This window comes from Kribbella yunnanensis, assembly GCF_039529655.1.
Lineage (GTDB): Bacteria > Actinomycetota > Actinomycetes > Propionibacteriales > Kribbellaceae > Kribbella > Kribbella yunnanensis.
The window spans coordinates 25,831-52,077 of the sequence record NZ_BAAANF010000009.1 but is presented as its reverse complement, the minus strand read 5'-3'; the positions used below and the strand labels follow the sequence as shown (position 1 = coordinate 52,077).

The window sequence follows — 26,247 nt, the reverse complement described above, 5'->3', positions numbered from 1 at the left end:
GAGGTCCACCTCGATGTCCAGCCCCACGACCGACACCACGGAGCGCCGCGGCCTCTACAAGGCGTTCGCCGCCAGCCTGTCCGGCACCTCGCTGGAGTGGTACGACTTCGCCGTCTACAGCTCCGCGGCCGCACTCGTCTTCGGCGACCTCTTCTTTCCCGGTAGCGAGCCGCTGACCGGCACCCTGCAAGCATTCGGTACGTACGCCGTCGGCTACATCGCCCGCCCGCTCGGCGGCATCTTCTTCGGGCGACTCGGTGACGTGATCGGCCGCAAGCGCGTACTGGTCGCCACACTGCTCCTGATCGGCGTGGCCACGTTCTTCATCGGTCTACTGCCGACCCACGCTCAGGCGGGCGCACTGGCACCCACTCTGCTGGTGGTACTGCGATTCGCGCAGGGCGTCGGCGTGGGTGGCGAGTGGGGCGGTGCGGTGTTGCTGAGCAGCGAGTTCAGTCAGCCCGGACAGCGCGGCTTCTGGGCATCTGCCGCACAGGTCGGTCCGCCACTCGGGACTCTGATGGCGAACGGCGTACTGGCTCTGCTCGCCGGACTGCTGTCGGAAGACCAGTTCCTCAGCTGGGGTTGGCGAGTCGCGTTCCTGCTGTCGGCTGTCCTGGTCGCGTTCGGTCTGCTCATCCGGTCGAAGCTGGAGGAGACGCCGGTGTTCAAGGAGCTGGAGGCCCGTGGGGACCGGCCGACTGCTCCGGTGACTGAGGTACTGCGGACGCAGCGCCGACCGCTGATCGCGGCCATCCTGGCGCGGGTCGGGCCCGATGTGCTCTACGCGATGTTCGCGGTGTTCGTGCTCACGTATGCGACCAAAGAGCTCGACATGAGCCGCGGCCAGGCAGTGACCGCCGTACTGATCGGCTCTGCCTGCCAGGTCGCGCTGATCCCGTTCGCTGGTTACCTGTCCGACCGTTACGGCCGCCGGCTCGTCTATGGCATCGGTGCACTGGGCGGAGCGGTGTGGAGTGTGGTGTTCTTCGCTATCGCGTCGTCACTGGGGACTCTGGTGATCGGAGTGGTCATCGGGCTCGTGTTCCACTCACTGATGTACGGACCGCAGGCGGCGTTCGTGTCGGAGCAGTTCACCGCGCGACTGCGGTACACCGGCAGCTCACTGGCCTACACGTTCGCTGGAGTGATCGGTGGCGCGCTGGCCCCGCTGGCCTTCACGTACTTCCTGGCGAAGGCCGGGACCGGCTACGTGATCGCTCTGTACATCGTGGTCGCCTGTGCGGTCACTCTGGTCGGCCTGCGGCTTGGCCGCGCAGTGGTCGACGACGAGGACCTAGCGCTCAGCCGTGCATAAGAATCGAGCCAGTGGTGTCCAGGTGGCCGAGGATCGCCATCTCGGCCACTTCGGGCTGACCGGTTGCCAGGCCGTCGACAATGGCCTGGTGTTCCGCCAGCACCTCCTGCCGACGCGTCTCGCTGCGCTGCAACGCGACGATGCCAAGCAGCACGTGCTTGGCCCGCAGGTTCTCGTAGAGCCGACCCAGGACGGAGTTGCCGGCCGCAGCGACCAGCAACGCGTGGAACTGACTGTCGAGCTCGATGAACTCCTTCGCGTCGCCCTGTACGACGATCGCGCGCTGCTGCTCGAGTACGTCGGCCATGGCCTGCACCGGCGCGTCGCCGGCCGCGAGCGACGTGGCTGCGGCCCAGGTCTCGATCACCCCACGCGCCTGCATCATCTCGGCGATCTCCCGGCCCGGAACCGGCGCGACGAACGCCCCGCGATGCGGGACGAGCTGCACCAGATCCTCGGCCGCAAGCATCAGCAAGGCCTCGCGCACCGGGGTCCGCGAGATGCCGACCTCGGTCGCGACCGCCTGCTCGTTGATGAACGTCCCCGACACCGCCGGATCACTCAGCACCGTGCCCCGCAGGTACTGGTAGGCACGGTCCCGGCCGGAATCCCCACTCAATTGCATACTCAATGTATACAGGCACGGAGGTCCTGATGACAGATCTGCGCGTGGCTGCGGCCCAGCTCACCACCGGTTCCGACCCGGTGTCCAACCTGGCGGCCGCGACCGACGCCGTACGGCGGGCTGCCGACGGCGGAGCCGAACTCGTCGCGCTGCCGGAGGCCACCCTGGCCTGCTTCGGCACCGAGCTGCGCACTGTCGCCGAACCGCTCGACGGCCCGTTCGCGACCGGGCTGCGCAAGCTGGCGGCCGATCTCGGGATCGTCGTGGTGGCCGGACTCTTCGAGCCGTCCGACGACGGGCGCGTCCACAACACGCTGCTCGCGACCGGGCCGGGCGTCGAGACGTCGTACCGGAAGATCCACCTGTACGACGCGTTCGGGTCCCGCGAGTCGGACACGGTTGCCCCGGGCAACGAGCTGGTCAGCTTCGAGTACCGGGACGTGACCATCGGGCTGGCGACCTGTTACGACTTGCGGTTCGCCGACCAGTTCAGCGCGCTCGGACGACTCGGTGCCGAACTGATCGTCGTACCGGCGTCTTGGGGTGCCGGACCGGGCAAGGAAGAGCAGTGGGACCTGCTGACCCGGGCGCGGGCCGCGGACGCGCAGGCGTGGCTGCTGGCGTGCGGACAGGCCTACACCGCTCCCCAGGGCACCGACCCGCTGGGCATCGGCCGCAGCAGCCTGACCACTCCCCTGGGTCACACCGCGGCCCGGCTCGATCACACTCCCGGCACCCTGCACGGGGTCATCGACACGTCGGTCGTCGAAGGTGTCCGGGCCCGGGTCCCCATCCTGTGAGCGGCCTTTAGATCAGGCCTTCCTTCTTGCGACGCGCGTTGTACTCGCGCATCCGCGGCGGGTAGCCGACCACCGCGGCGTCGTACGACGGGATGCCCAGCTTGTTCGCGAAGTTGTGCGCCCACTGCACCGAGGGGACCCGGCGACGGGTCCACTCACCGTCGATGGCGACCAGGAGCAGCGTGTACTCGGTCACCGCGGTGCGTGGCTCGACGAAGCCCTCGACTCCCTGGCGGCTGAGGGCGAACTCGCGCAGGTGCGCCTGGTCGGGGGTGTCCGACTTGCGCATCGTTCCGGCCTTCTGCCGGCTACCGAACCACTTCATGGAGAAAGTGTCCCTCATCACCGCAAGTTCAGGTCAGAAAGTCGCGGTAACGGTTTCTGCCGAAAGCGGCAATCGGCTGTGATCGCTCGTGCGAAGATGACGCCGGGCCGGAACCGCGATCCGGAGCCGTCCCGCCGACCACACGCCCACGGAGGAACCTGTGACGAACCCGGCAGACAGCAGCGGTACGACGTACGACCTGGTGATCCTCGGCGGCGGCAGCGGCGGATACGCCGCGGCCCTGCGCGCCGCGACCCTCGGGCAGTCGGTCGCCCTGGTCGAGAAGGACAAGGTCGGCGGCACCTGCCTGCACCGCGGCTGTATCCCCACCAAGGCGCTGCTGCACGCCGCCGAGGTGGCCGACTCCGCCCGCGAGGGCGAGCAGTTCGGCGTCCGGACGACGCTCGAGGGTGTCGACATGGGTGGCGTGAACAAGTACAAGGACGGCGTCGTCGACCGGCTGTTCAAGGGACTGCAGGGCCAGCTCAAGGCCCGCAAGGTGACCGTGATCGAGGGCGAGGGACGGCTCACCTCCCCGACCACGGTCGAGGTCGGCGGGACGACGTACACGGGCCGTAACGTCATCCTCGCCTCCGGCTCGCACTCCCGCTCGCTGCCCGGTCTCGAGATCGACGGCCAGCACGTGATCGCCAGCGAGCACGCGCTGACGCTCGACCGCGTGCCGGAGTCCGCGGTCGTCCTGGGCGGCGGCGTGATCGGTGTCGAGTTCGCGTCCGCGTGGACGTCGTTCGGGACCAAGGTCACCATCGTCGAGGCGCTGCCGCGGCTGGTGCCGGCCGAAGACGCGGACTGCTCGAAGACCCTCGAGCGGGCCTTCCGCAAGCGGAAGATCGCCTTCAAGACCGGTACGCCGTTCGAGTCGGTCAAGGTCGTCGACAACGGCGTCCAGGTGACGGTCGCCGGTGGCGAGGTGATCGAGGCCGAGGTCCTGCTCGTCGCAGTCGGCCGCGGTCCGAACACGGCCGGCCTCGGGTACGACGAGGTCGGGGTCGCCCTCGACCGCGGTTTCGTGACCGTCGACGCGACGCTGCAGACCAGCGTGCCCGGCGTGTACGCCGTCGGTGACATCGTGCCCGGATTGCAGCTCGCGCACCGCGGTTTCCAGCAGGGCATCTTCGTCGCCGAGCACCTCGCCGGTCTCGCGCCGACGCCGATCGACGAGGCCGGTATCCCGCGCGTCACCTACTCCGAGCCCGAGGTGGCGTCGGTCGGGCTGACCGAGGAGCAGGCCCGCGCGAAGTACGGCGAGGTCGAGATCCTCAACTACAACCTCGGCGGTAACGGCAAGAGCCAGATCCTGAAGACCGCGGGCTTCGTGAAGCTGGTCCGGGCCAAGGACGGCGCGGTCGTCGGCCTGCACATGGTCGGCTCCCGAGTTGGCGAACTGATCGGCGAAGCCCAGCTGATCTACAACTGGGAGGCCTACCCCGCCGACGTCGCGCCGCTGGTGCACGCGCACCCCACCCAGAACGAAGCCCTCGGCGAAGCGCACCTGGCGCTCGCGGGCAAGCCATTGCACTTCCATGAGTGACAACAGCCACGAGTGAGATTCGGCCGGGGCCGCTGGCGTGCCCTAGTAAGTTTGTGACCGGCGGGTAATCCGGGTTCGTACGACCCGCGTCCCGCCCGAGCCAGCGGCACCGTAGGCTGACACTCGACCGATCAGACGAAGGAGCAACGACCGTCATGCCGACCTCTGTATCCCTGCCGGCCCTCGGGGAGAGCGTCACCGAAGGAACCGTCACCCGCTGGCTCAAGCAGGTCGGTGACACGGTTGCCGTCGACGAGCCCCTGCTGGAGGTCTCGACCGACAAGGTCGACACCGAGATCCCCTCCCCCGTCGCGGGCACCCTCCTCGAGATCAAGGCCGCCGAGGACGAGACCGTCGAGGTCGGCGCCGAACTGGCCGTCATCGGTGACGCCGGCGAGTCCACCGGCTCCGCCCCCGCCGAGGCCCAGGCCGAGGCTCCCGCCGAGCAGCCTGCTCCCGCCGAGGCCGCCCCCGCGGCTCCGGCCGAGTCGGCGCCCGCTGCCGAGGCGCCCGCCGCCCAGGCCCCCGCCGAAACCCCAGCCCCGGCTGCTCAGGCTGAGACTTCCTCCAACTCTTCGGCCGAAGCGGCCTCAGCCCCCGCGGCCTCCTCGGCCGCATCGGGCACCTCCGTGACCCTCCCCGCCCTCGGCGAGAGCGTGACCGAAGGAACCGTCACCCGCTGGCTCAAGCAGGTCGGCGACGACGTAGCCGTCGACGAACCCCTCCTCGAGGTCTCCACCGACAAGGTCGACACCGAGATCCCCTCCCCCGTCGCCGGCAAGCTCCTCGAGATCAAGGTCGCCGAGGACGAGACCGTCGAGGTCGGCGCCGAACTCGCCATCGTCGGCTCCGGCGACGCAGCCCCGGCTGCCGCACCCGCCGCCCCTGCGGCCGCCCCGGCAGCTGCTGCACCCGCAGCCGCACCGGCCCCGCAGGCAGCTCCAGCTCCCCAGGCCGCCCCCGCCCAGGCTCCGGCCGCAGCGGCGCCCGCCCCCGCAGCCGCACCGGCCGCATCGGCACCGGCCCAGGCCCCCGTGGCCGCGCCGGCCCCGCAAGCGGCTCCGCCCGCGCAAGCCCCGGCTGCGCAGGCACCCGCCGTACAGGCTCCGGCTGCTTCGTCGAACGGCGCGTCCACCGACGGCCCGAACTACGTGACCCCGCTGGTCCGCAAGCTCGCGGCCGAGCACCAGGTCGACCTCAACGCCGTCCAGGGCACCGGCGTCGGCGGCCGCATCCGCAAGCAGGACGTGATCTCCGCAGCCGAGGCCCAGAAGGCCGCCGCGGCAGCACCGGCCGCCGCCCCGGCAGCAGCAGCTGCACCGGCCGCGAAGGCCGCGTCGATCAGCCCGCTGCGTGGCACGACCGAGAAGATGAGCCGGATCCGCAAGGCCATCGCCTCGCACATGGTCAACAGCCTCAAGGTCTCGGCGCAGCTGACCACGGTGGTCGAGGTCGACGTCACCGAGATCGCCAAGCTCCGCAACGCGAAGAAGGCCGAGTTCGAGGCCCGCGAGGGCACCAAGCTCTCGTTCCTGCCGTTCTTCGCCCTCGCCGCCATCGACGCGCTCAAGCAGTACCCGAAGCTGAACGCGTCGATCGACGAGGAGAAGGGCGAGATCACCTACCACGCTGCCGAGCACCTGGGCATCGCGGTGGATGTCGAGCGCGGCCTGATGGTCCCGGTCGTGCACAACGCCGGTGACCTGAACATCGCCGGTCTGGCGAAGAAGATCGCCGACCTCGCCGACCGCACCCGCAACAACAAGGTGACGCCGGACGAGATGGCGGGCGGCACGTTCACCATCACCAACACCGGCAGCCGGGGCGCCCTGTTCGACACCCCGATCCTGAACCAGCCGCAGGTCGGCATGCTCGGTACCGGCGCCGTCGTCAAGCGCCCGGTCGTCATCACCCACCCCGAGCTCGGCGAGACCATCGCCATCCGCCAGATGGTCTACCTGGCCCTCACCTACGACCACCGCCTGGTCGACGGCGCCGACGCGGCCCGCTACCTGACGGCCGTCAAGCAGCGCCTCGAAGAGGCCCAGTTCGACGTCTGATCCACCCGCAGTACTGCGCGACCCGGCGCCGGTTCCGTTCCGACGGACCGGCGCCGGTCGTCTTTCCAGCCGTAGTTTTCGGCCCTCGTTTTTGGGCACAGAGCGAACTGTCTGCAAGGAGCGAACTGGATGAAGTACGTGCTCGCCGGCGCCTCCGGCTTCCTCGGCCAGTCCCTGGCCCGCGACCTCGCCGCCGACGACCACGACGTCATCCGCCTGGTCCGCCGTACGCCGTCCGGTCCCGGCGAACTCCAGTGGGACCCGGCCCGCGGCGAACTCGACCTCGCCGCCATCGCCGACGCCGACGTCCTGGTCAACCTGGCCGGCGCGAACATCGGCCGCCCCTGGACGCCGACGTACCGCAAGGTCCTGCGCGAGTCCCGCGTCACCACCACCGCGACTCTCGCCAACGCAGCCGCCCAACTCGACCGCCGCCCCGCCCTCCTCACCCAGAGCGGCGTCGGCGGCTACGGCCTCGACTGCGGCAACGAGATCCTCACCGAAGACTCCCCTCTCGGCGACGGCTTCCTCGCCGACGTGGTCCGTGTCTGGGAAGGCGCCCTCGAACCAGCCCGCGCCGCCGGCTGCCGAGTAGCCGCCCTCCGCACCGGCGTCGTCCTCGCCCGCATAGCCCCCGCCTTCCAGCTCCTGACCCTCCCCTTCCGCCTCGGCCTCGGCGGCCGCTTCGGCTCCGGCAAGCAGTACTTCCCCGTCGTCTCCCTCACCGACTGGCTCCGAGCCGTCCGCTTCGTCGCCGACCACGAAACCCTCACCGGCCCGGTCAACGTCACCCTCCCCACCCCCGCAACCAACGCCGAGATAGCCCACGCCATCGGCACCGCCCTGCACCGCCCGGCTGTCGTCCCTGTACCCGCCGCCGTCATGCGCCTGGCCCTGGGAGAGTTCGCGTGGGAACTCCTCGGCAGCAACCGAGCCCTCCCCACCCGCCTCGAATCCGCCGCCTTCACCTTCACCCACCCCACCGCCCCCGACGCCGTAACCGCCGCCCTCACCACCTGACCGCGTGTAGGTGGGGAACATCTCGTGCCCACCCGGCCCAACAACCACCCCACCCAGCAACCACGCCTGCCCTTGTGCACGGGTGGGGAACATCTCGTGCTCAAACAGCCCGAACAACCACCCCCCTCGCCACAGGGCGAGCATCCGAGGTGCAGATCGGTGCTGCTCTGGCGACAGCGCCGCGGTATCAGGGTGGGGTGATTGTGGTGATGCGCCAGGTGGGGGTGTTGGCGCGGGGTGGTGATGCGGATCGAGTGAGGGTTATTAGGCGGGTGGTGGGGGTGCCGGGCGGGAGGGGTGTCCGGGTGCCGGATTCGTGTACTGCTTGGCCGGCGACGAGGTGGTCGGTGGTGCGGAGGGTGACTGTGGTGGGGGTTTGGTGGGTGATGGTGGTTTTGTCGATCTGGATTCGTAGGCCTTGGATGTGGATGTGCTGCTTGCGGTAGTCGGCGAGGAGGGCGCGGTCTGATCGCCAGGGTTGGCTGCCGGGGACGTAGATCTTGTCGAGGGTTGCGTTGTCGAGGGTGCGGAATGCTTGTGCCCGTTGGGAATCCAGCGCGCGCAGGGTGGCGAGCCAGTCGGCAACGGATCGGCCGACGGTGGTACGACGAGGCACCGGTGGAGTGGTGGGATTCGCCCTGCCCGGAGTCGCGGGAGCTGTCGGGCGCATGGTTGCGGAGGCGGGCTGGGTGGGCGGGCCGGCCGGGGTTGCAGGGTCTGTCAGGGTGGGCGGGGTCGCGGGGTCGGTCTGGGTTGGTGGGCGGGCTGGCGTTGTGAGGCGAGGGGCCGGGCTGGCTGGGGTTGTGGGGTTGGCGGTCGGGGTCGTTGCTGGGGCGGAGATGGTGGTGGGGGTGTCGGAGTCGGTGAGGACTGCGCGGGCTGCGAGGCCGAGGCCTAGGACGACTGCGATTCCCAGGCCTATCGCGGCCGAGACGCCGTACGCGGGATGGGCTAGGCGGTAGCGGAGCTCGGTTAGTGGGCGCGACAAGTTGAGGCGTGCCCACCAGGTGTGTCGTCGGCGCCAGACCGTACGTCGGGTGTGGCCTCGTTTGAGTGTGGGTCCGTGTGCGGCCGCGTTGGACGGTTGGTCGCCGGTGGTGTTTGAGCTGGTGGACGGTCGCCGGGGAGTGACGAAGGGTATGGCGTCTGGGGCACGCCTTTCGGCGATGGGGACGGGTGGTGCGGACCAACTGATGGCGGGCTCGACGTGGGTGGTGCCGATGAGGTGGGTGCTGGCGGGGTGGACCACGTGGGTTCTGATGAGGGGCTTGGAGGTCAGGCGGGACAAGGGGTTGGGCGTGGGGTCGGCGGTACGGCGGGTGAACTTGGGGAGGAGCGTTCGACGGCGCGGTTTGGGGCGGCTGGGCATGGACTTGGCTGCTGAGGGCTCGGGGGCGGTGGGTTGTGGGACGGTCGGGGCAGGTCGCTTGGGTGGAGCCGGAGCGAGTGGCGTACGGGACCGCTCGATGGGGTCATCGTCGTCCGAGGCGGGCGGCGACGTAGTCGCGCGCCAGTCGGGCACTGACGCGGCAGCCTCCGGATCGGAGGACGACGCGGTCGCGTGCCAGTCGGGTGGCGGTGTAGTTGCGTGCGAGTCAGGCGGTGGGGCGTCACTCGACGTGGGTGGGGTGGTCGCGCCCCAGTCGGGTGGCGACGCGGTCGCCGGCGACTCGGCGGTCGTCGGCGGGTCAGAGGGCGGCATGGTCGCGTGCGGATTGCGCGATGCGGTGGCCTGCGGGTCGGGCGGTGGGACGTCGGTGGGCGCCGTGGTCGCGTGGACGTTGGACGGCGGCGCAGGCGCGTGTTGGTCGGGCAACGGCGCGGTCGCCTCCGGGTCGGAGGACCGCACGGTTGCGTACAGGTCGGACGGCGGCGTGGTTGCGTGCCAGTCGGGCGGGGCTGCGGTCGGCTGTGGGTTGGGCGGCGGCGTGGTTGTGTGTCGGGCGGGTGGCGGGTCGTCGTCTTCGCCGAGGTTGATTGGTTCGGGCGTGATGAGGGATTGGAGGTGGGTGGATAGGCGGGGGGCTGGGGTTTGGGTGAAGAGGGTGGGCGGGAAGAGGGTGGCGGGGCCGCCGGCTTGGATGGCGATGGTTGAGAGGGCTTGTAGGTCTGCGGTGTGTGATGGCGGGTCGGCTGGTGGGGTGGGTAGGGGGTGAAGGAGGTTCAGGGTGTGGAAGGTTGCGTCGGTGAGGACGGGGCGGCCTTCGACGTCTATCAGGATGTTGGGGGCGGTTAGGTGACCGTGGGTCAGGCCGCAGTGGTGGAGGTAGTGGAGGGCGTCGGCCAGGGGGCTTAGGAGGGTGACGATCTCGCCTGGCGACATGGGTCCCCGGCGTCGGAGGACCTCGGTCAGGTTGAGGGCGACGACGTACTGACTGAAGACGAGCCACTCGGACGCGGTCTCGCGGACCTCCAGCACGCGGGCGATGTGTGGGTGGGTGATGCGTTGGAGAACGATGAGCTCGTCACGGAACTGCTCCTCTCGCTGGATTGCGGTCACGGGGATGCGTCTGAGCACGGCATGGCGGCCGGTGGCGAGGTCGCGGACCTGCCAGAGGGTGCCGGCCGATCCGGACCCGAGCCTCCGGCGCAGGCTGTAGCCGGCGAGGTCTTCGGGTGCCATGCCAAGAGGATGCACCGATCGCCGCAAGCCCCGTGGAAGTTATCCACAGGCCACCGGCCTACACTCGATGGCGTGAGGGCTATCGAATACGTGGAAGCCGGATTCGGTGCCGGCGCGGTGGACTACCAGACGGCGTGGGACGAGCAGCGGCGTCTGCATGCGGCGGTTGCCGAGGGCACCGGTTCGGACACGGTCATCCTGCTCGAGCACCCGCCGGTCTACACCGCCGGCAAGCGGACCGAGCCGCACGAGCGACCCCTCGACGGTACGCCGGTGGTGGATGTCGACCGCGGCGGCAAGATCACGTGGCACGGGCCTGGGCAACTCGTCGGGTACCCGATCGTCAAGCTGGCCTCACACGTGTACGTTGTCGACTACGTTCGTCGGCTGGAGGAAGCCCTGATCGCGGTCTGCGCCGAGCTCGGTGTCACGACCGGACGGGTGAAGGGACGCAGCGGCGTCTGGGTCGCGGCCGACGAGCGTGGCCGGGAGCGGAAGATCGCCGCGATCGGGATCCGCGTGACCCGTGGTGTCACCATGCACGGGTTCGCGCTGAACTGCGACAACGACCTCACGTGGTTCGACCGGATCGTCCCGTGTGGGATCTCCGACGCCGACGTGACGACGCTGTCGAAGGAGGTCGGCCGCGATGTTCCAGTGACCGAGGTGCTCGAGTCGGTGAAGCGTCACCTCGACACGTTCCTGTCCTGGCAGCCCTACGACCGCTCCCCCGACATCGCCCACCCCGAAGACCCAGCCACCGGCATCACCTACGGCCTCACCGTCTAACCACAGCACTCGCCCATGCCGTGCTGGGACGCAGACTCCAGCCACTCACCAACTCCGGTCAGCCAACCAGCCGCACGCTCGGGCGCCCGTCGAGTCCGATTCCGGGTGCTGGATGCTCCTATGGATGTCAATCGGCGCTGCCCACGCCCACCCTGATCCCCAAAGGTGGGTCACCTTCTCTTTGTGCACGAGATCCATCTTTGTGTATCCACCAGTCACTTTTCGGGGCTCTATGTGGTTGGTGGGTTCTCAAAGATGAGCGGGGTGCACAAAGAGCAGCGAGAGGGTTGGGAGTGGGGGCGGTCCCCGGCAGCCGAGGAGACGTGCAGGGTGCGAGCGGACGGTGGACGGGGGTCGGGCGTCCGCTGCCCCCGTTGGGCTACTCGGTTTCTTCGGTCCATTCGAGGAGGTCGCCGGGTTGGCATTCCAGGACTCGGCACATGGCTTCCAGGGTGCTGAAGCGGACTGCTTTGGCTCGGCCGTTCTTCAGTACGGCGATGTTGGCGGGGGTCAGGCCGACGCGTTCGGCGAATTCGCCGACGCTTAGTTTGCGGCGGGCTAGTTCGACGTCGATGCGGACGACGATCGGCATCAGATCACCGCTTCCATGTCGGTGCGCAGGGTGGTCGCTCGTTGCAGTAGCGCGCGGAGGACGACCATCAGCAGGCCGATCACGGTGATGACGACTTCCAGTAGGAGCAGGACCATTGGTAGGCCTGGGTCGTCTGCGTGCACGACGACCCAGACGAAGATCGTGCCGACGACGAGCCAGACGCCGGCGATCGCGCCGAGGATCAGGTTCACCCAGAAGACGGCGGCGGTGGTGAAGATGCGGTCGCGCTTGACCATGGTCAGCAGCTGCCAGGTCGAGACGACCACGACTTGCACGCACAGCACCACGAAGGCGGCGACGAAGGTGGCGGGCCAGCGTAGGGCCGCGTCCTCGGGATTCACCTGGGCCTGATGGCGGAACTGACCGGGCAGCGACAGGGTCTGGAACACGACCAGGATCGCGAACAGCACCACCAGGAACACCCGGAGCGCGGCGACCGCTCGATTCTCACTCAGCATGTATCGAGAGTCGCTGGTAATCTATCGATTGTCAATCGTCTGGTTGGGTCGTGAGGTGCGGCGTGCACTGAAAGTAGTCAGGTGTGCGAGCGGCTGCGAAGTGTCTGCCGGGCGTGACGGTCAAACGTCGCTACGGTGGAGGCGTGTCCAAATTTCTTGGCTTCTTGCTTGGGGTTGCGGTCGCATTGGCCGGGCCGGCGGTGTTCGGGGTGCTCGGTGCGCCGGGCGGTATCCAGCTGAATACCAAGGGGATGGCGCTTGCCTACGGTGTAGGTGCGCTCGTCTTCTGGGCTGTCGTGTCGTACTTCTCGGGCGCGGCCGCGATCGGGGCGTTCCTTGCATTCGGCACCCTTGTGTACTGCTGGCTGTGGATTCCGAACCGGACCACGAACTTCCTCGATGATGTGCCCGGGGTGACCACGGGCATGGTCGAGGGGACCAAGCAGTACACGCTGAACGGCGTCGTACCGATCCTGACGGTGATCTCGCTGGTGTACGCGATCCAGCTCATCGTGCGGAGCGTGCAGCGTCGGCGGAGCGCGCGGGTCGAGGCCGAGCGGCTGCAGCGCGAGCAGGAAGCCGCGCAGGCGCAGCAGGAGGCGGCGGCTGCGGCGGTGTATCCGGTTGCTGCAAGCAACTACCCTGCTGAGTCGTACGGCGGGGTTGGGTACGCGGCACCGTCGTACGAGCCGTCCAATCGGTACGGCGATCTGTTCGACGAGGAACCGGAGCGTCCGCGGAACCAGGCGGATGAGCAGACTGCGCAGTTCCCTGTCGCGGAACCTGCGCCGGAGCGGACTGCCGCGTTCCCGGTCGTTGGTGATGAGGTTGCCTACAGCAACGATGAGACGGTGCTGGTTCCGTCCGACCGCGACGAGACCGTCGTCGCGCCGATGCCGGAGGCCGACGAGGTCACGGTGATCGCCTCGGACGAGTCGGACGCTGACCGTGCGGCCGAGGAAGAAACCAGGAACGTCGCACAGCAGGCCCCCGAGGCTGAGCCTGTAGCTGCTGCCCCGGAGGTTGTCGCGCCCGAAGCTGTTGCGCCAGAGGCTGACGCGCCCGCGGGTGGAGCGCCGGTTGCGTCCCCATTTGCTCCTGCGGCCGAGCAGACCGCGGTGGCTGAGCCCGCGGCGGCCGAGGACGAGAGCGGTGAGGGAGCCGGGCGTGAAGCCGAGGCTGATGCGCGGGAGGCTGGTGCGCCGGGGGCTGGGATGCCGGAGGGTGGGGTGCCCGGTGGTGGCGCTCCTGTAGCCGCTGCGCCGGAGGCGGCGCCGGCGCCGGTTGCTGAGGCGCCCGTTGCTACCCCACCTGCTCCTGCGGCCGAGGAGACCGCGGTGGCTGAGCCCGCGGCGGCCGAGGAAGAGAGCGGTGAGGGTGCCGGGCGTGGAGCCGAGGCCGACGTGTCGGCTGCTGCGGTTGAGGAGCCTGCGGCGGGGGCCGATGGTTCGGACGACCGGCCGGACGGCCCCGCGGGTGGTGGGCCTGCCGGTGGCGGGTCAGCGGGCGGTGGGTCGACGAGTGGTGCGCCTGCAAGTGGTGTGCCGGCGGGCGGCGGAACTGCAGGCGGCGCGTCGGCGAGTGGAGCTGAAGGCGGCGGGACCGCGGGTGGTGGGTCGGCGAGCGGTGGACCTGCCGGTGGTGGGTCGGCGAGCGGTGGGTCGGCGAGTGGTGGGCCTGGGGGGTTTCAGGCTGTGCCTTCGGCGTCGGCTTCGGCGGGTGGGGAGCCTGTGGTTGGGCGGCAGGGGTTTGCGGAGCCTGAGCGGGTGGGGCAGCAGTATCGGGAGCGGATGGAGGACCCGGAGGACACGGGCGAGTTTCATGTGAGTGCTTTTGAGGGGCCGTTCAACAACCCCGGGATTCGGCCCGCGGGGGCCTGACAAACGCGGGACCGGCCTCAGGCCACGTGCATGTGGTGGTGGGGCTGGTCTCGGCGGGCGTGTTCGGCCAACGCTTCGTCGTAGGCGGCGGTGGCCATGGTGAGGACGTCGGGGGCCATTTGGGCTCGGGGGGAGTCGGTGCTCCACGCCAGGAGTAGGCGGCGGTGGATTGGGTCGCCGGTGAGGGGGCGGGTGATGACGTCGCGGGAGAGCATTCGGTACGACGTGGGTGAGATCAGCGCGACGCCTTGACCGCTGGTGACGAAGCCCATCAGGACCGACGTGTCCACGGAGTGGTGTTCGACCTTCGGCTGGAAGCCGGCTTGTTCGCAGGCGGCTCGGAAGAGGACGTGGAAGCCGCTGTCGTCCGGCGGTTCGCCGATCCATTCCTCGTTGGACAGGGCGGCCAGGTCGATCTCGGCGGGGCCTAGCGTGGCGGCCGGGTGGTCGGCGGACATGACGACGTACGCCGATTCGGATTCGACGACTGTGCATGCTTCGACGCCGGTGGGGAGCCGCAGCTCGAAGCCGGGGAACTCGCGGAGCAGGGCGAAATCCAACCGCCCGCTCTCCAACTGCTGGAGCAGGACGCTCGTGGACCACTCGACCTCGATGCTGACCTGTTCGATCTGACCGTGGTCCCGCAGCCGGTGCGCGATTCCGGACATCGGTGCGGTCGGGAAACCGCCGAGCCGTACGGCGCTGGACTCGACCGCGGTCATCGCGGAGACGGTGGCCGAGAGGTGGTCGACGTCGACGAGGATGGCGCGGGCGCGGTCGACGGCGTACCGGCCTAGTGCGGTCGGGGTGACGCCGGTGCGGGAGCGTTCGAAGAGCTCACCGCCGAAGGCGGCCTCGATGCGTTTGAGCTGCGCGGTGAGGCTGGGCTGGCTCACCTTGAGCCACCTGGCCGCCCGGCCGACGGACCCTGCCTCGGCAACCAGGACGACCACTCGGAGATGGCGCAGCTCCACATTCATGCATGCAGACCGTAGTCCACGTCCACACACAGCACACAGGGACCTAAGATTGCGGTTCCGTTACAGCCCGGGCTAAACCTGTAACGCTCGCCCGGGCTGTAACGATAGTCACCCAGCTTCGAGCGCCAGCGCCTCGCGATAACCGAGCCGGCGGCCGGTCTTGAGCAGCGTGCGCTCGTACAGCCGGGCTCCGAGCCGGATGATCAGCACGGTGGCCACGAGCAGGATGCCGATCGCCGCCAGCGGCTGCCAGAGCGGTACGTCCTCGGTCAGCATCCGGCCGGGCATCGACATCGAGGACGCGATCGGGATGAACGAGGCGATCTCCCGAGCCTCCGATCCGGCGAAGACCGCGAAGAAGAACGGGATCATCAGGATCATCTGCCCAGGCAGCGTCGTGGACCCGAGGTCCTCCTGCCGGGTCGCCAGCGAGCCAGCCACCGCCCAGAGCCCGGCCAGGGCGACGAACCCGAGCACGAAGAAGACCACGAACCATCCGGCCACCGGTGCCACGACCGACAGGATGTCGAGCTGGTCAGTCGCCGTCAGCCCGATCACCGAGGCGATCGCGATCACCAGGATCTGGCTGAGCGCGAGGACCGTGTTGCCGAGCACCTTGCCCCACAGCAGCGACCGGATCGGTACCGAGGCGGCGAGGATCTCGACGACCCGGCTCTCCTTCTCCTGTACGACGCTCTGCGCGATCATCATGCCGAATCCGAGCGCGGTCATGTAGAACACCAGCGCCAGCCCGATGTTCACGAAGTCGGACACGTACCCCGGCAGCGGACCCGGCTCGAGGATCTTCTCCGTCACCTGCGTACCCGCCCGCAACTGCTCAGGCGTCAGCTTCACCGCACCAGCGTTCTTCTCCATCCCGACCTCGGCCACGGCCGCGCGCAAGGCGACCCCAGTCTCGGAGCCCACCTTGTCCTTGCCGACCAGGACGTACCCGTCAGGTCCCGGCAGCAACGCGACGCTGGCATCGGTGTCCGTCACCGCCCGCTCCGCGGCGGCCTGATCCGCAACCCGCAAGGCCTCGTAGCCATCGCCGCCCTGCGTCTTCGAGGCCCGCTGTACGACGGCCGCTCCCCCGTCGTCGATCACCGCGATCTTGTCCGGGCCGCTGCCACCGGCCAACAGCGCCGGCAGGATCACCGCGGCCAGGACGACGATCAGCATCACCAACGTCGAGCCGATAAAGGTCTTGTCGCGCAGCTTCGTGGTGATCTCGCGCTCGGCGATCAGCACCCAGGGCCGATCCAGTGTCCGGTCGTTCATCGGGTCGCCTCCCGGAAGACGTCGCTCAGGGCTACCCGCTCCGGCCCGAACTCCAGGACCGGTCCACGGCTCATCGCCTGCTGAAGAATCTGTTGTGCGACAGCCGAGTCCTCGGCGTCGAAGAGCGCCGTACCGCCGGCCACGTCGCGGACGTGCAGACCGGGCAGGTCACGCAGCCAGCCGGCGTCACCGTCGACCACCAGCCGGTACGTCGGGGTCTGGCTCGCGGCGAGTTCCGCAACGGGGCCCGCGGCAACGACCTTGCCACGGGACAGCACCACGAGGTCGTCGCAGAGCCGCTCGACCAGGTCGAGCTGGTGGCTGGAGAACAGCACCGGAACCTCCGGAGTGACCTCCTCGCGCAGCAGGTCCACCATGGCGTCGACGGCCAGCGGGTCGAGGCCGCTGAACGGCTCGTCCAGTACCAGCGCGATCGGCTCGTGGATCAGTGCCACCGCGATCTGCACCCGCTGCTGGTTGCCCAGTGAGAGCGTCTCCAGTACGTCGGTCGCCCGCTCGGCCAGTCCTAGCCGGGTCAGCAGCTTGTCGGTCCGCTCGGTGGCCTTGTCCACCGACAGACCGTGCAGCCGGCCGAAGAAGACGAGCTGGTCGCGAATCTTCATCTTCGGGTACAGCCCGCGCTCCTCCGGCATGTAGCCGAAGTCCCGCCGTACCTTCTGTGTCAGTAGTTCGCCGTGCCAGCGCACCTCGCCGGCGTTCGCGGCCAGGACGCCGAGGATGATCCGCATCGTCGTCGTCTTCCCGGCACCGTTGGCTCCGACGAACCCGGTCATCCGCCCTGGTACGACGTCGAATGTCACGTCGTCCAGCGCCAGCTGTTCACCGAACCGCCGAGTGAGTCCAGCCACCCTCAGCATCCGTCACCTGTCCCTTGTGTCACACCGCCTCCTTCTGGAGGTGACTCAAAGTTAGCCACTCCGGACCCTGCCGATCGTCGGCCGCCAGGGTGATCACCGGTGTCATCCGCACGGTGGAGAGCCGAGTGGAGAGCCGAGTGGAGACCGGGGACGTGGGCTACGCCACGGTGCCCCGATGTCACATCTGGCGTGTCCGGACGGTCGGGACTTGTGACAGCGCGACGAGGGAGGATGATGACGACTGTGAGCGACGACCTCGAACAAGCGGCCGCGATCTTCAACGAGGTGCGACCGAGGCTTTTCGGCATCGCCTACCGGATGCTCGGCAGCGCGAGTGAGGCCGAGGACATCGTGCAGGACGTGTGGCTGCGCTGGCAGCTGGCGGACCGCAGTGTCGTGCTCAACCCGGCGGCCTACCTGGCCACTGCGACCACCCGGCTCGCGATCAACGCGACCCAGTCGGCCCGGGTACGGCGTGAGTCGTACATCGGACCGTGGTTGCCGGAGCCGGTCGACACCAGCGCGGACCCGTACCTCGGTGCGGAACGGGGTGAGGCGCTGGCGTTCGCCGTACTGCTGCTGATGGAGCGCCTGTCCCCCAATGAGCGGGCCGCGTACGTACTGCGGGAGGCGTTCGACTACCCGTACAGCCAGATCGCCGACATCCTGCAGCTGAATGAGCCGGCGGTGCGGCAGCTGGTCAGCCGGGCCCGCAAGCATGTGGACGGTGAGCGGCGCGTCGAAGTGGATGCGGCCGAGCAGCAGCGGCTACTGACCGCGTTCGTGCATGCGGCCAAGTCCGGGGACCTGGTGGAGCTCGAGGGGCTGTTCGCGGCCGATGTGACGAGTGTGTCCGACGGAAACGGCAAGGCGCGCGCATCGAAGTTCCCGGTGGTCGGGTCGGAGCGGGTGGCGAAGTTCTTCCGTTCCTTCCACACCCGGTTCTGGGTCGGTGTGGAGGTCGTCTGGACGCAGCTGAACGGCGGTCCGGCGGCGCTGGTGACCGTGGACGGTCAGGTGCGCACCATCATCACGGTCAGTGCGTCCACCGACGGCATCTACCAGATCAACGTTCAGATGAACCCGGACAAGCTGGAGCGGATCAAGACGTGAGGAGACCCTGGGGGTGTGCGGCCACACACCCCCAGGGCCGGTCTCATTCCTCCAGAGCCTTCTCCGCGGCTAGCAAGCTGCGGAGGCTGGCCTGCTCCATCGCCTCCTCAGCCGGGTCCACCGTCCACTGCTCCACCGGCAGCTCAACATCCGGTACGGCGGACTCCAGCGCACCGAGCTCCGCCTTCGTCTCGGCCTCCAGCTCGTGCAGGAAGTCGTCGCTGGTCATTTCTTCTCCCAATCGCCGTAGTGGATCCGGCCGAGCACTGCGTCGCCGACCGGTACCAGTGCGTCCTCGCTGACGACAGCGCCGTAGTACAGCGCCTCCGGGTCCGTCACGACCTCGCGGGGGTCGTTCAGCTCGGCCAGCGCCTTGCGGAAGAACTCATCCATCCGGCTCAACTCCGGTCCGGCGATCTCGACCCGTGCGTTCAGCGGCTCGCCAACGGCGACCTTGGCGACCTCGTCGGCGACGTCGTCACCGGCGATCGGCTGGAAGTTCACCGGCTGGATCCGGACCTTGCCGTCGACCTCGGCGCTGTCGGCGATCGGCTTCACGAACTCGAAGAACTGGGTCGCGTGCACCAGCGAGAACGGGATGCCGGAAGCCTCGATCAGCTCCTCCTGGGCGATCTTGGCGCGGAAGTAGCCGATCTGCGGCGAGCGCTCGGTGCCGACGACCGACAGCGCGACGTGGTGGCCGACGCCGGCCCGCTTCTCCGCGGCCAGCACGTTGGTGGTGGCCGTGCGGAAGAAGTCCAGCACCGCCTGGTCCTCGAACGACGGGGAGTTGGACAGGTCGATGACCACCGACGCACCGGTCATCACCTCGTCCAGGCCCTCGCCGGTGAGCGAGTTCACGCCCGAGTTGGGCGACGCCGCGACCGCTTTGTGCCCGTGTGCCTCCAGCCGCCGCACGACCTTCGATCCGATCAGCCCGGTGCCGCCAATCACGACGATCTTCACAACCCGCTCCTGCCTGCCAGGCGCCCGACTGGCGCCACTCACCAGTCAAGACAGGGCACCGCATCCAGTTGTGACATCGGCTGTCACAGCGGCGCCGGCTCGGCTGTCTTCACTGGTATGGCGACCACCCGTATCCGGGCCCGGATGACCGCGCGGCCGATCGACGAGGAGCACCGGACCTCCAGCCCGCTCGAGCTGCTGTTCGACCTCACCTTCGTGGTGGCGGTCGCCGCGGTGACCGCGGAGTTCGCGCACAGCATCGCCGACGGCCACGTCGAGGTGCTCAGCTTCCTGCAAGTGTTCTTCTCGATCTGGTGGGCCTGGATGAACTTCACCTGGTTCGCCTCGTCGTACGACACCGACGATCTGCCGTACCGGCTGCTCACCATGGTGCAGATGGCCGGAGTGCTCGTGCTGGCGGCCGGCGTACCGTCCGCAGCTGCTTCGGGCGACTACCGCACCGTGCTGATCGGGTACCTGATCATGCGAGCCGGACTCGTCCTCCAGTGGCTGCGCGCGGCGTACGAGAACCCCGCAGGGCGCAGTACGGCGCTCAAGTACGCCGCGGGAATCACAGCAGCTCAAATCGGCTGGCTACTCGCTTTGACCTTCGCGGATCTCGCACTCCCCTGGTTCGTGCTGCTGGTCGTCGTTGAGCTCTCGGTACCGCGGTGGGCCGAGCGCGGACCGCAGACCACCTGGCACCCGCACCACATCGCCGAGCGGTACGGACTGTTCGTGATCATCCTGCTTGGCGAGAGCGTGCTCGCGGCCAGCCGCGGTGTCGAAGCCGCTGCGGACCACCTCAGCGCGTCCTTCCTGCTGGTCGCCGGAGCCGGACTGGTGCTGCTGTTCGCGCTCTGGTGGCTCTACTTCCTGCACCCGTCCGGTGAAGGCCTCAGCGAACGCCGCCAGCACTCCTACCGCTGGGGCTACGGTCACTTCTTCCTGTTCGCCGCACTGGCCGCGCTGGGCGGTGGACTGGAGGTGGCGGTCGAGGAGACCACTCACGCACCACAGTCAGTCGGGTACGCCGTTGCTCTGCCAGTGGCTGTGTTTCTGAGCATGCTCTGGCTGGTCCACGCGCCGATCGTCAATCCCCCGGTCACACCGCTGATCTTCGTGCTGATCAGCGTGGCCGTCGTACTGGTGCTGCCGCTGGTGCTGTCCACGGTCGGCGTGGTCGTCGGGTGCGCGGCAGTCGTCGTACTGCTGGTTGGCGCAGTACTCAGCCGGCCAGATCGTCGCCAGGCGTGACCAGCCCACACTCGTAGGCGAAGACAACAGCCTGGACGCGGTCCCGTAGCCCGAGCTTGAGCAGCACTCGGGAGACATGCGTCTTGACCGTGGCCTCGCCGACGTACAGCTGATTGGCGATCTCGGTGTTGGTGAGGCCGCGTGCAATGAGCCCAAGGACCTCACGCTCGCGCTCGGTCAGGTCGGCGATCAGATCCGGGCGGTAGACGCGCTCGCCGCCACCGGTGAACCGCTTGATCACCCGACGGGTCACCTCAGGCGCGAGCAGCGCGTGGCCCGAGTGCACGACCTGGATCGCCTCGACCAGGTCCTCCGGTGCAGTGTTCTTCAGCAGGAACCCGCTGGCTCCCGCACCGAGCGACTCGAACAGGTAGTCGTCCCGGTCGAAGGTGGTCAGGATGATCACCTTGCCGGCGTCCGCCGCGACGATCTTCTGCGTTGCCGTGATGCCGTCCATCCCAGGCATCTGGACATCCATCAGTACGACGTCCGGCCGCAACTGCAGCGCGAGCTCGACCGCCTTCTCGCCGTCGGCCGCCTCACCGACCACCTCGATGTCGGACTCGACCGACAGAATCATCCGGAAGCCGGCCCGGACCAGGTCCTGGTCGTCGACCAGCAGCACGCGCATCATTCACTCACCCCTTGTCGCACCGGAATCCGCACCCGGACCCGGAATCCTCCCACCGGCCGCGGGCCGATCTCGCTCTCACCACCGAGCAGGCTGACCCTCTCACGAATCCCGACATGGCCCAGCCGGCTGCCGACGGAGGCGTGCTTGGGACGGCCGTCGTCGATCACCTCGAGCTCAACCGCGTCCGCCAGGTACCGCAGGGTGATGTGCGCGCTGCGCGCAGTCGAGTGCTTGCGAACGTTGGTCAGCGCCTCCTGGGCGATCCGGTAGACCGAGACCGACACCGTCTGCGGAAGCTCCTGCAGCGAACCGATCTGGTGGAACCCGACCTCCAGTCCCTGCCCGTTCACTTCGGCGATCAGAGCCGGCAGCCGGTCCGCACCGGCCTGCGGCGCCTTCTCATCCGGCGCATCGACATCCAGATCGGGGTCTGCGGCCCGCAGCATGCCGAGCAGTTGGCGCATCTCGTTGACCGCGGTCCGGCTGGACTCCTCGATCACCCCAAGCGCGTTCTTGGCCGCCTCGGGGTCCTTCTCCATCACCCGGCGCGCTCCCCCGGCCTGCACACCGATACTGCTGATGTGGTGCGCGACCACGTCGTGCAGCTCACGGGAGATCCGCAGCCGCTCGTCGATCACCGCCCGCCGCGCATTGGCCTGCTGCTGAGCGGCCAGCTCGATGGCCTGCTGCTCCAGCTCCGCCCGCTGCCGCGCCACGCCCCACGCCGTCCGGCCCCAGTGGTAGGCGCCGAAGAAGTACAGGACGTTCAGCGCGACCGCGAGGATCACGGCCGAGACGTACGGCGATGCGATGCCCTTGTTCGGGCCGGTGATCTGGTTCATCTGCAGCGCGTCGAGGAAGTTCTTCGCCAGCCAGCCGAACATCCCGATGAACACCACCGCCGTCGTGACCTTCAGCAGGCGGCGCTCCCGGGCCCAGGCGACCGCGGCGTAGATCGCCATGAACATGACCACTTGCGTGACGAGGTTGCCGGCGTACGCGAACGGCGCCCGGATGCCGGTCAGCACGAACAGTACGGCGACCAGCAGCATCACGGGGATCGGAGCGACCCGGCGGAAGCACAGCGGCAGCACACCGGCAGCGGCCAGCACGTACGACTCCACGCCCCCCAGACCGAGGTCGACCGCCATCGGCGCGGCGGTCCGGGACAGCTCGGTGCCGACGACCGCGAGGGCGGCCATCGCGAGCCCGAGGATGATGTCGTGACGCCGCTCCCGGGCGGTCGGGCGGGGCCGGATCCAAGCCCGCTCGGTGGTCGGCCGCTCCGGCGGCGGACCGGGGTCGGCGGTGGCCGGCGTACTGCCGAGTTCAAGGGTGGCCATAGCTCATCAGCGTACGGGTGATTGGCCCCTGAACAGCGGCGCGTACCCTGGGAGCTGTGACGATCGCCCCTGAAGGACGGAAGCTACTCAGGCTCGAAGTGCGCAACGCGGAGACCCCGATCGAGCGCAAACCCGAGTGGATCAAGACTCGCGCCAAGATGGGCCCGGAGTATCAGGCCCTCTCGAAGCTGGTGAAATCCGAACAGCTGCACACAGTCTGTCAGGAAGCCGGCTGCCCGAACATCTTCGAGTGCTGGGAGGACCGGGAGGCGACGTTCCTCATCGGTGGCGACCAGTGCACGCGGCGCTGCGACTTCTGCCAGATCGACACCGGCAAACCGGAGGACCTGGACCGCGACGAACCGCGCCGGGTGGCCGAATCGGTCCGGACCATGGGTCTGCGCTACGCAACCGTGACCGGTGTGGCCCGTGACGACCTCGAGGACGGCGGTGCGTGGCTGTACGCCGAGACGATTCGGCAGATCCACGAGCTGAACCCCGGTACCGGGGTCGAGATGCTCGCGCCCGACTTCAACGCCGTACCGGAGCAGTTGGCCGAGGTGTTCTCCTCGCGGCCCGAGGTGTTCGCGCACAACGTCGAGACGGTGCCGCGGATCTTCCGCCGGATCCGGCCCGGCTTCCGCTACGAGCGCTCGCTGGACGTCATCACCCAGGCCCGCGACTACGGCCTGGTGACCAAGTCCAACCTGATCCTCGGGATGGGTGAGACCCGCGACGAGGTCAGCCAGGCACTCAAGGACCTGCACGCGGCCGGCTGCGAGATCATCACCATCACCCAGTACCTGCGGCCGTCCGTGCGGCACCACCCGGTCGAGCGGTGGGTCCGGCCGGAGGAGTTCGTGGAGATGCAGGCCGAGGCCGAGGAGATCGGTTTCGCCGGTGCACTGTCCGGTCCGCTGGTACGGTCGTCGTACCGCGCCGGACGGCTGTACCGTCAGGCCGTTGAGTCACGTATGAACGCCCCGCAGGCTTAGACCAGGACAAGGTAGAGATGGCCAAGAACGACGCGCCCGCCGAGAAGACCAGCCGGCTCAAGCAGATCCGGTCGGCGTACCAGCTGACCAAGAAGTCCGACCCCAAGGTCGGACTGGTGCTCGCCGGGATCTTCCTCGGCATCGTCGCGGTGTTCGTCGCGGTCGGGTACTTCGTCGGCCCGCTGCTGGTCTGGATCCCGCTCGGTGTCGCGCTCGGCTTCCTGGCCGCCACGATCATCTTCGGCCGCAAGGTCGAGAAGGCGGCGTACAGCCAGATCGAGGGCCAGACCGGCGCGGCCGCCTCCGCCCTGCAGACCCTGCGCCGCGGCTGGAACGTGACGCCCGCGGTCGCGGTCACCAAGAACGCCGACATCGTGCACCGCGTCGTCGGTCGGCCGGGCATCGTCCTGGTCGGCGAGGGCGCACCGAGCCGGGTGAAGAACCTGCTGGCCGCCGAGGGCAAGAAGCACAGCCGGGTCGCCGGCGGCGCGCCGGTCATCCAACTGATCGCCGGTCAGGGCGACGACGAGATCGACATCCGCAAGCTGACCAAGCACGTCATGAAGCTCCCGGCCGCCCTGCAGCCGTCGGAGATCACCGACCTGCTGCAGCGGCTGAAGGCGCTGGACGCCGTCCGCCCGCAGGTCCCGATGCCCAAGGGCCCGGTGCCGACCAGCATGAAGGGCGCCCGGCAGGCCATGAAGGGCCGCTGAACCTCAGATCGATCGGCCCCCGCCCACCCCAGGTGAGCGGGGGCCGACGTCTGTCCGCCCCGGTACCCAGCGTCACTGGTCTGAACCAGAAAAGCGGGGGTAACCGATGGGCTTCAGGGGCGTTTGACTAGGCGTGGGGATTTCCTGTGCCTTGTGTCGCAGCAACCGGAGGGCAATCGGCCTTAGAGTGCGGCCAGGACGGTTCAAGGGGTGAGGTAGAAAGTCATGACGGATCTGATGCCGGCGGTGCACCAGCCGGTGGCCGAGACATGGCCCACGCTGGCCAGACCGCGGTCCAACCCGGTCCGCCGGGTCGGCGCGCTGGCCGCGATCCGGATGATCGCCAAGGACCTCCCGGCCACCATCCACCTGGACAACAAGTCGTACGGCGCGGGTGGCCCGGCGATGCGGGTGCACCGCAGCGCGGCGTTCCTCGACCGGCTCGGACAGGACGCCGGCTCCGGATTCGGTGAGGCGTATCTGGCCGGCGACTGGGACCCCGAGCCGGGGACTGATCTGGCCGATCTGCTGGTGCCGTTCGCCGAGCGGTTCAGCAACGAGGAGACCCGGCACCTGCTGCCGAAGTGGGCACAGTCGCTGCGCTGGCTGGTGACTCGTAGCCAGCCCGGCGAGCAGGAGAACGACCGGGCCGGCGCCCGCGAGAACATCAGTCGCCATTACGACCTGAGCAACGCGATGTTCTCCGAGTTCCTCGATCCGAGCCTGACCTATTCCGCTGCCTACTTCGGCACGCCCGATCCGACGCTCGGGCTCGGCGAGGCGTCGTACGACGAACTGAACCAGGCGCAGCTGAACAAGCTCGACGCGATCCTCGACGCGGCCGGCGTCCAATCCGGCTCCCGCGTGCTCGACATCGGTTGCGGATGGGCCAGCCTGGCCATCCGTGCCGCCCAGCGCGGCGCCTGGGTCACCGCGATCACCATCGCTTCCCAGCAGGCGCTGCTGGCTCAGCGGCGCATCGCCGATGCCGGGGTGGGCGACCGCGTGCAGGTCGCGCTGCGCGACTACCGCGACCAGATCGGCGAGTTCGACGCCGTACTGAGTGTGGAAATGATCGAGGCGGTCGGTGAGAAGTATTGGCCGGTCTACTTCGACGCGATCGAACGGCGGCTCGCGCCCGGTGGCGTCGCCGTCGTCCAGGCCATCGTGATGCCGCACGAGCGGATGCTCGCCACTCGCAACACGTTCACCTGGGTGCAGAAGTACATCTTCCCCGGCGGCCTGATCCCCTCGGTCAAGGTGATCGAGGACGTCACGGCTGAGCACACCGGCTTGCAGACCGAGGTCCTGCGGCACCTCGGCGCCGACTACGCCCGGACGCTGCGGATCTGGCGCAACCGCTTCATCGACCAGTGGCCGGCCATCGCCGGCCTCGGCTTCGACGACACCTTCCGCCGGATGTGGGAGTTCTACCTCGCGTACTCAGAGGCTGGCTTCCGCACGCATTACCTGGACGACGTCCAGTTGCGGTTCACGCGGCGCTAGACCGCACGGAGGTTCAGGATTGCGCGGCCGCCGCCGATGTACGGGAGGCGGAGGTTCAGACCGGGCTTGTCGAGTGAGTGAGGCAAGGACCCGCCGCTGCAGATGACGCCCGAACCGCCCGGCCGGAAGTTGAGGATGCAGCCGGGGGCCAGTTGGCCGCTGCCCCCGCCGTACCGACCGGTGATCGTGAAGGGGACGAACTTGCCGATCTTGCCGAACTTGAGCGCGCCGCCGCGGAAGCGGACCGTGGTCGACGGTCGGATCAGGATCTCGCAGTTGCTGTCGCTGCAGGCCGCGTAGTTCGAGCCGTCCATGGCCGTTGGCGCGGGCTTGGGCGTCGGCTTCGGCTTCGGCGTTTGGGTGGGCGTCGGCGACGACTTGGGGGGTGGCGTCGCCGACGCCGTCGGAACGCTCGCGCTGGGGGATATCGCGACCCGGTCCCCCGATGAGCCGCACGCAGCGAGCATCAGCAGTGCTACGGCGAGTACGGCGGTTCGGGTCACGGCGAGGTTCACGCT

25 protein-coding genes are annotated in these 26,247 nt (G+C 68.7%); 12 read left to right on the top strand and 13 right to left on the bottom strand.

All coding sequences use genetic code 11. The features are described from left to right. Positions 1–13: 13 nt before the first annotated feature. Positions 14–1,318: an MFS transporter gene (locus tag ABD231_RS13790; protein ID WP_344150248.1), complete on the top strand. Its 1,305-nt coding sequence runs from the start codon at positions 14–16 to the stop codon at positions 1,316–1,318. Here the strand turns inward: ABD231_RS13790 and ABD231_RS13785 are convergent. Further along, positions 1,305–1,943: a GntR family transcriptional regulator gene (locus ABD231_RS13785; protein WP_344150245.1), complete on the bottom strand. Its 639-nt coding sequence runs from the start codon at positions 1,941–1,943 to the stop codon at positions 1,305–1,307. The genes ABD231_RS13790 and ABD231_RS13785 overlap by 14 nt on opposite strands. A gap of 29 nt (positions 1,944–1,972) precedes the next feature. Here ABD231_RS13785 and ABD231_RS13780 point away from each other — a divergent pair, with 29 nt between their 5' ends. Continuing rightward, on the top strand, positions 1,973–2,743 hold the full coding sequence (locus ABD231_RS13780; RefSeq protein ID WP_344150242.1) for a carbon-nitrogen hydrolase family protein: 771 nt from the start codon (positions 1,973–1,975) through the stop codon (positions 2,741–2,743). 7 nt (positions 2,744–2,750) lie between these two features. Here ABD231_RS13780 and ABD231_RS13775 read toward each other — a convergent pair whose 3' ends face one another. Beyond that, the gene (locus ABD231_RS13775; RefSeq protein ID WP_344150239.1) at positions 2,751–3,068 is read right to left on the bottom strand and encodes a hypothetical protein; all 318 of its coding nucleotides are present in this window, start codon (positions 3,066–3,068) and stop codon (positions 2,751–2,753) included. Between the two features lie 160 nt (positions 3,069–3,228). On the opposite strand from ABD231_RS13775, the gene lpdA reads away from it, so the two are divergent. From lpdA to ABD231_RS13760, 3 genes are all read left to right on the top strand, one after another. After that, positions 3,229–4,620, top strand: coding sequence for a dihydrolipoyl dehydrogenase (gene lpdA, locus ABD231_RS13770; protein ID WP_344150236.1), 1,392 nt, complete (start codon positions 3,229–3,231; stop codon positions 4,618–4,620). Positions 4,621–4,775: 155 nt separating this feature from the next. Further along, positions 4,776–6,680: a 2-oxoglutarate dehydrogenase, E2 component, dihydrolipoamide succinyltransferase gene (sucB, locus tag ABD231_RS13765; protein ID WP_344150233.1), complete on the top strand. Its 1,905-nt coding sequence runs from the start codon at positions 4,776–4,778 to the stop codon at positions 6,678–6,680. Between the two features lie 129 nt (positions 6,681–6,809). After that, entirely contained in the window at positions 6,810–7,700 is an 891-nt protein-coding gene (locus ABD231_RS13760) for a TIGR01777 family oxidoreductase (protein ID WP_344150230.1), read from the top strand. 187 nt (positions 7,701–7,887) lie between these two features. On the opposite strand, the gene ABD231_RS13755 is transcribed toward ABD231_RS13760, so the two are convergent. Beyond that, the gene (locus tag ABD231_RS13755) at positions 7,888–10,323 is read right to left on the bottom strand and encodes a protein kinase domain-containing protein (RefSeq protein WP_344150227.1); all 2,436 of its coding nucleotides are present in this window, start codon (positions 10,321–10,323) and stop codon (positions 7,888–7,890) included. 72 nt (positions 10,324–10,395) lie between these two features. Here ABD231_RS13755 and lipB point away from each other — a divergent pair, with 72 nt between their 5' ends. After that, positions 10,396–11,112 (top strand): lipoyl(octanoyl) transferase LipB, encoded by a 717-nt coding sequence (gene lipB / locus ABD231_RS13750; protein ID WP_344150224.1) that lies wholly within the window; start codon positions 10,396–10,398, stop codon positions 11,110–11,112. 379 nt (positions 11,113–11,491) lie between these two features. Here the strand turns inward: lipB and ABD231_RS13745 are convergent, their stop codons facing one another. Both ABD231_RS13745 and ABD231_RS13740 read right to left on the bottom strand, forming a co-directional pair. After that, the gene (locus ABD231_RS13745) at positions 11,492–11,704 is read right to left on the bottom strand and encodes a helix-turn-helix domain-containing protein (protein ID WP_344150221.1); all 213 of its coding nucleotides are present in this window, start codon (positions 11,702–11,704) and stop codon (positions 11,492–11,494) included. Continuing rightward, the gene (locus ABD231_RS13740) at positions 11,704–12,183 is read right to left on the bottom strand and encodes a DUF2975 domain-containing protein (protein ID WP_344150218.1); all 480 of its coding nucleotides are present in this window, start codon (positions 12,181–12,183) and stop codon (positions 11,704–11,706) included. The genes ABD231_RS13745 and ABD231_RS13740 overlap by 1 nt, the downstream gene beginning before the upstream one ends. A gap of 143 nt (positions 12,184–12,326) precedes the next feature. Here ABD231_RS13740 and ABD231_RS13735 point away from each other — a divergent pair, with 143 nt between their 5' ends. Beyond that, positions 12,327–14,063 (top strand): MFS transporter, encoded by a 1,737-nt coding sequence (locus ABD231_RS13735; RefSeq protein WP_344150215.1) that lies wholly within the window; start codon positions 12,327–12,329, stop codon positions 14,061–14,063. A gap of 17 nt (positions 14,064–14,080) precedes the next feature. Here the strand turns inward: ABD231_RS13735 and ABD231_RS13730 are convergent, their stop codons facing one another. From ABD231_RS13730 to ABD231_RS13720, 3 genes are all read right to left on the bottom strand, one after another. Further along, positions 14,081–15,043: a LysR family transcriptional regulator gene (locus ABD231_RS13730; RefSeq protein WP_344150212.1), complete on the bottom strand. Its 963-nt coding sequence runs from the start codon at positions 15,041–15,043 to the stop codon at positions 14,081–14,083. A gap of 108 nt (positions 15,044–15,151) precedes the next feature. Next, complete coding sequence (locus ABD231_RS13725) at positions 15,152–16,324, bottom strand: ABC transporter permease (protein ID WP_344150209.1); 1,173 nt, start codon at positions 16,322–16,324, stop codon at positions 15,152–15,154. After that, complete coding sequence (locus ABD231_RS13720) at positions 16,321–17,202, bottom strand: ABC transporter ATP-binding protein (protein WP_344150206.1); 882 nt, start codon at positions 17,200–17,202, stop codon at positions 16,321–16,323. The genes ABD231_RS13725 and ABD231_RS13720 overlap by 4 nt, the downstream gene beginning before the upstream one ends. Before the next feature lie 231 nt (positions 17,203–17,433). On the opposite strand from ABD231_RS13720, the gene ABD231_RS13715 reads away from it, so the two are divergent. Continuing rightward, complete coding sequence (locus ABD231_RS13715; RefSeq protein WP_344150203.1) at positions 17,434–18,315, top strand: RNA polymerase sigma-70 factor; 882 nt, start codon at positions 17,434–17,436, stop codon at positions 18,313–18,315. Positions 18,316–18,358: 43 nt separating this feature from the next. On the opposite strand, the gene ABD231_RS13710 is transcribed toward ABD231_RS13715, so the two are convergent. Both ABD231_RS13710 and ABD231_RS13705 read right to left on the bottom strand, forming a co-directional pair. Continuing rightward, positions 18,359–18,544, bottom strand: coding sequence for a hypothetical protein (locus ABD231_RS13710; RefSeq protein WP_344150200.1), 186 nt, complete (start codon positions 18,542–18,544; stop codon positions 18,359–18,361). Further along, entirely contained in the window at positions 18,541–19,281 is a 741-nt protein-coding gene (locus ABD231_RS13705; protein ID WP_344150197.1) for an SDR family oxidoreductase, read from the bottom strand. Before ABD231_RS13705 ends, ABD231_RS13710 begins: the two co-directional genes overlap by 4 nt. Positions 19,282–19,398: 117 nt before the next feature. Between ABD231_RS13705 and ABD231_RS13700 the strand changes: the two genes are divergently transcribed. Further along, complete coding sequence (locus ABD231_RS13700; protein ID WP_344150194.1) at positions 19,399–20,538, top strand: low temperature requirement protein A; 1,140 nt, start codon at positions 19,399–19,401, stop codon at positions 20,536–20,538. Here ABD231_RS13700 and ABD231_RS13695 read toward each other — a convergent pair. After that, positions 20,510–21,172, bottom strand: coding sequence for a response regulator (locus ABD231_RS13695; RefSeq protein ID WP_344150191.1), 663 nt, complete (start codon positions 21,170–21,172; stop codon positions 20,510–20,512). The two genes, ABD231_RS13700 and ABD231_RS13695, sit on opposite strands and share 29 nt — an antisense overlap. Beyond that, positions 21,169–22,515 carry a sensor histidine kinase gene (locus ABD231_RS13690; protein WP_344150188.1) on the bottom strand — a complete coding sequence of 449 codons (1,347 nt, stop codon included), beginning with the start codon at positions 22,513–22,515 and terminating at the stop codon, positions 21,169–21,171. The genes ABD231_RS13695 and ABD231_RS13690 overlap by 4 nt, the downstream gene beginning before the upstream one ends. 56 nt (positions 22,516–22,571) lie before the next feature. Between ABD231_RS13690 and lipA the strand changes: the two genes are divergently transcribed. The 3 genes from lipA to ABD231_RS13675 all read left to right on the top strand — a co-directional run bounded on the left by lipA (position 22,572) and on the right by ABD231_RS13675 (position 25,729). Then, positions 22,572–23,510 carry a lipoyl synthase gene (lipA, locus tag ABD231_RS13685; protein WP_344150185.1) on the top strand — a complete coding sequence of 313 codons (939 nt, stop codon included), beginning with the start codon at positions 22,572–22,574 and terminating at the stop codon, positions 23,508–23,510. 17 nt (positions 23,511–23,527) lie between these two features. Then, positions 23,528–24,223 (top strand): DUF4191 domain-containing protein, encoded by a 696-nt coding sequence (locus ABD231_RS13680; RefSeq protein WP_344150182.1) that lies wholly within the window; start codon positions 23,528–23,530, stop codon positions 24,221–24,223. Between the two features lie 225 nt (positions 24,224–24,448). Continuing rightward, complete coding sequence (locus ABD231_RS13675; protein WP_344150180.1) at positions 24,449–25,729, top strand: class I SAM-dependent methyltransferase; 1,281 nt, start codon at positions 24,449–24,451, stop codon at positions 25,727–25,729. Here ABD231_RS13675 and ABD231_RS13670 read toward each other — a convergent pair. Further along, complete coding sequence (locus ABD231_RS13670; RefSeq protein ID WP_344150178.1) at positions 25,726–26,244, bottom strand: hypothetical protein; 519 nt, start codon at positions 26,242–26,244, stop codon at positions 25,726–25,728. The genes ABD231_RS13675 and ABD231_RS13670 overlap by 4 nt on opposite strands. Positions 26,245–26,247: the final 3 nt, after the last annotated feature.

Excerpts from the sequence above, each read along its gene's own strand:
- ABD231_RS13790 (WP_344150248.1), top strand. The coding sequence starts at position 14 with ATGTCCAGCCCCACGACCGACACCACGGAGCGCCGCGGCCTCTACAAG.
- ABD231_RS13785 (WP_344150245.1), bottom strand. The coding sequence starts at position 1,943 with ATGCAATTGAGTGGGGATTCCGGCCGGGACCGTGCCTACCAGTACCTG.
- ABD231_RS13780 (WP_344150242.1), top strand. The coding sequence starts at position 1,973 with ATGACAGATCTGCGCGTGGCTGCGGCCCAGCTCACCACCGGTTCCGAC.
- ABD231_RS13775 (WP_344150239.1), bottom strand. The coding sequence starts at position 3,068 with ATGAAGTGGTTCGGTAGCCGGCAGAAGGCCGGAACGATGCGCAAGTCG.
- sucB (WP_344150233.1), top strand. The coding sequence starts at position 4,776 with ATGCCGACCTCTGTATCCCTGCCGGCCCTCGGGGAGAGCGTCACCGAA.
- ABD231_RS13760 (WP_344150230.1), top strand. The coding sequence starts at position 6,810 with ATGAAGTACGTGCTCGCCGGCGCCTCCGGCTTCCTCGGCCAGTCCCTG.
- ABD231_RS13755 (WP_344150227.1), bottom strand. The coding sequence starts at position 10,323 with ATGGCACCCGAAGACCTCGCCGGCTACAGCCTGCGCCGGAGGCTCGGG.
- ABD231_RS13745 (WP_344150221.1), bottom strand. The coding sequence starts at position 11,704 with ATGCCGATCGTCGTCCGCATCGACGTCGAACTAGCCCGCCGCAAACTA.
- ABD231_RS13740 (WP_344150218.1), bottom strand. The coding sequence starts at position 12,183 with ATGCTGAGTGAGAATCGAGCGGTCGCCGCGCTCCGGGTGTTCCTGGTG.
- ABD231_RS13730 (WP_344150212.1), bottom strand. The coding sequence starts at position 15,043 with ATGAATGTGGAGCTGCGCCATCTCCGAGTGGTCGTCCTGGTTGCCGAG.
- ABD231_RS13725 (WP_344150209.1), bottom strand. The coding sequence starts at position 16,324 with ATGAACGACCGGACACTGGATCGGCCCTGGGTGCTGATCGCCGAGCGC.
- ABD231_RS13720 (WP_344150206.1), bottom strand. The coding sequence starts at position 17,202 with ATGCTGAGGGTGGCTGGACTCACTCGGCGGTTCGGTGAACAGCTGGCG.
- ABD231_RS13715 (WP_344150203.1), top strand. The coding sequence starts at position 17,434 with ATGATGACGACTGTGAGCGACGACCTCGAACAAGCGGCCGCGATCTTC.
- ABD231_RS13710 (WP_344150200.1), bottom strand. The coding sequence starts at position 18,544 with ATGACCAGCGACGACTTCCTGCACGAGCTGGAGGCCGAGACGAAGGCG.
- ABD231_RS13700 (WP_344150194.1), top strand. The coding sequence starts at position 19,399 with ATGGCGACCACCCGTATCCGGGCCCGGATGACCGCGCGGCCGATCGAC.
- ABD231_RS13695 (WP_344150191.1), bottom strand. The coding sequence starts at position 21,172 with ATGATGCGCGTGCTGCTGGTCGACGACCAGGACCTGGTCCGGGCCGGC.
- ABD231_RS13690 (WP_344150188.1), bottom strand. The coding sequence starts at position 22,515 with ATGGCCACCCTTGAACTCGGCAGTACGCCGGCCACCGCCGACCCCGGT.
- ABD231_RS13680 (WP_344150182.1), top strand. The coding sequence starts at position 23,528 with ATGGCCAAGAACGACGCGCCCGCCGAGAAGACCAGCCGGCTCAAGCAG.
- ABD231_RS13675 (WP_344150180.1), top strand. The coding sequence starts at position 24,449 with ATGACGGATCTGATGCCGGCGGTGCACCAGCCGGTGGCCGAGACATGG.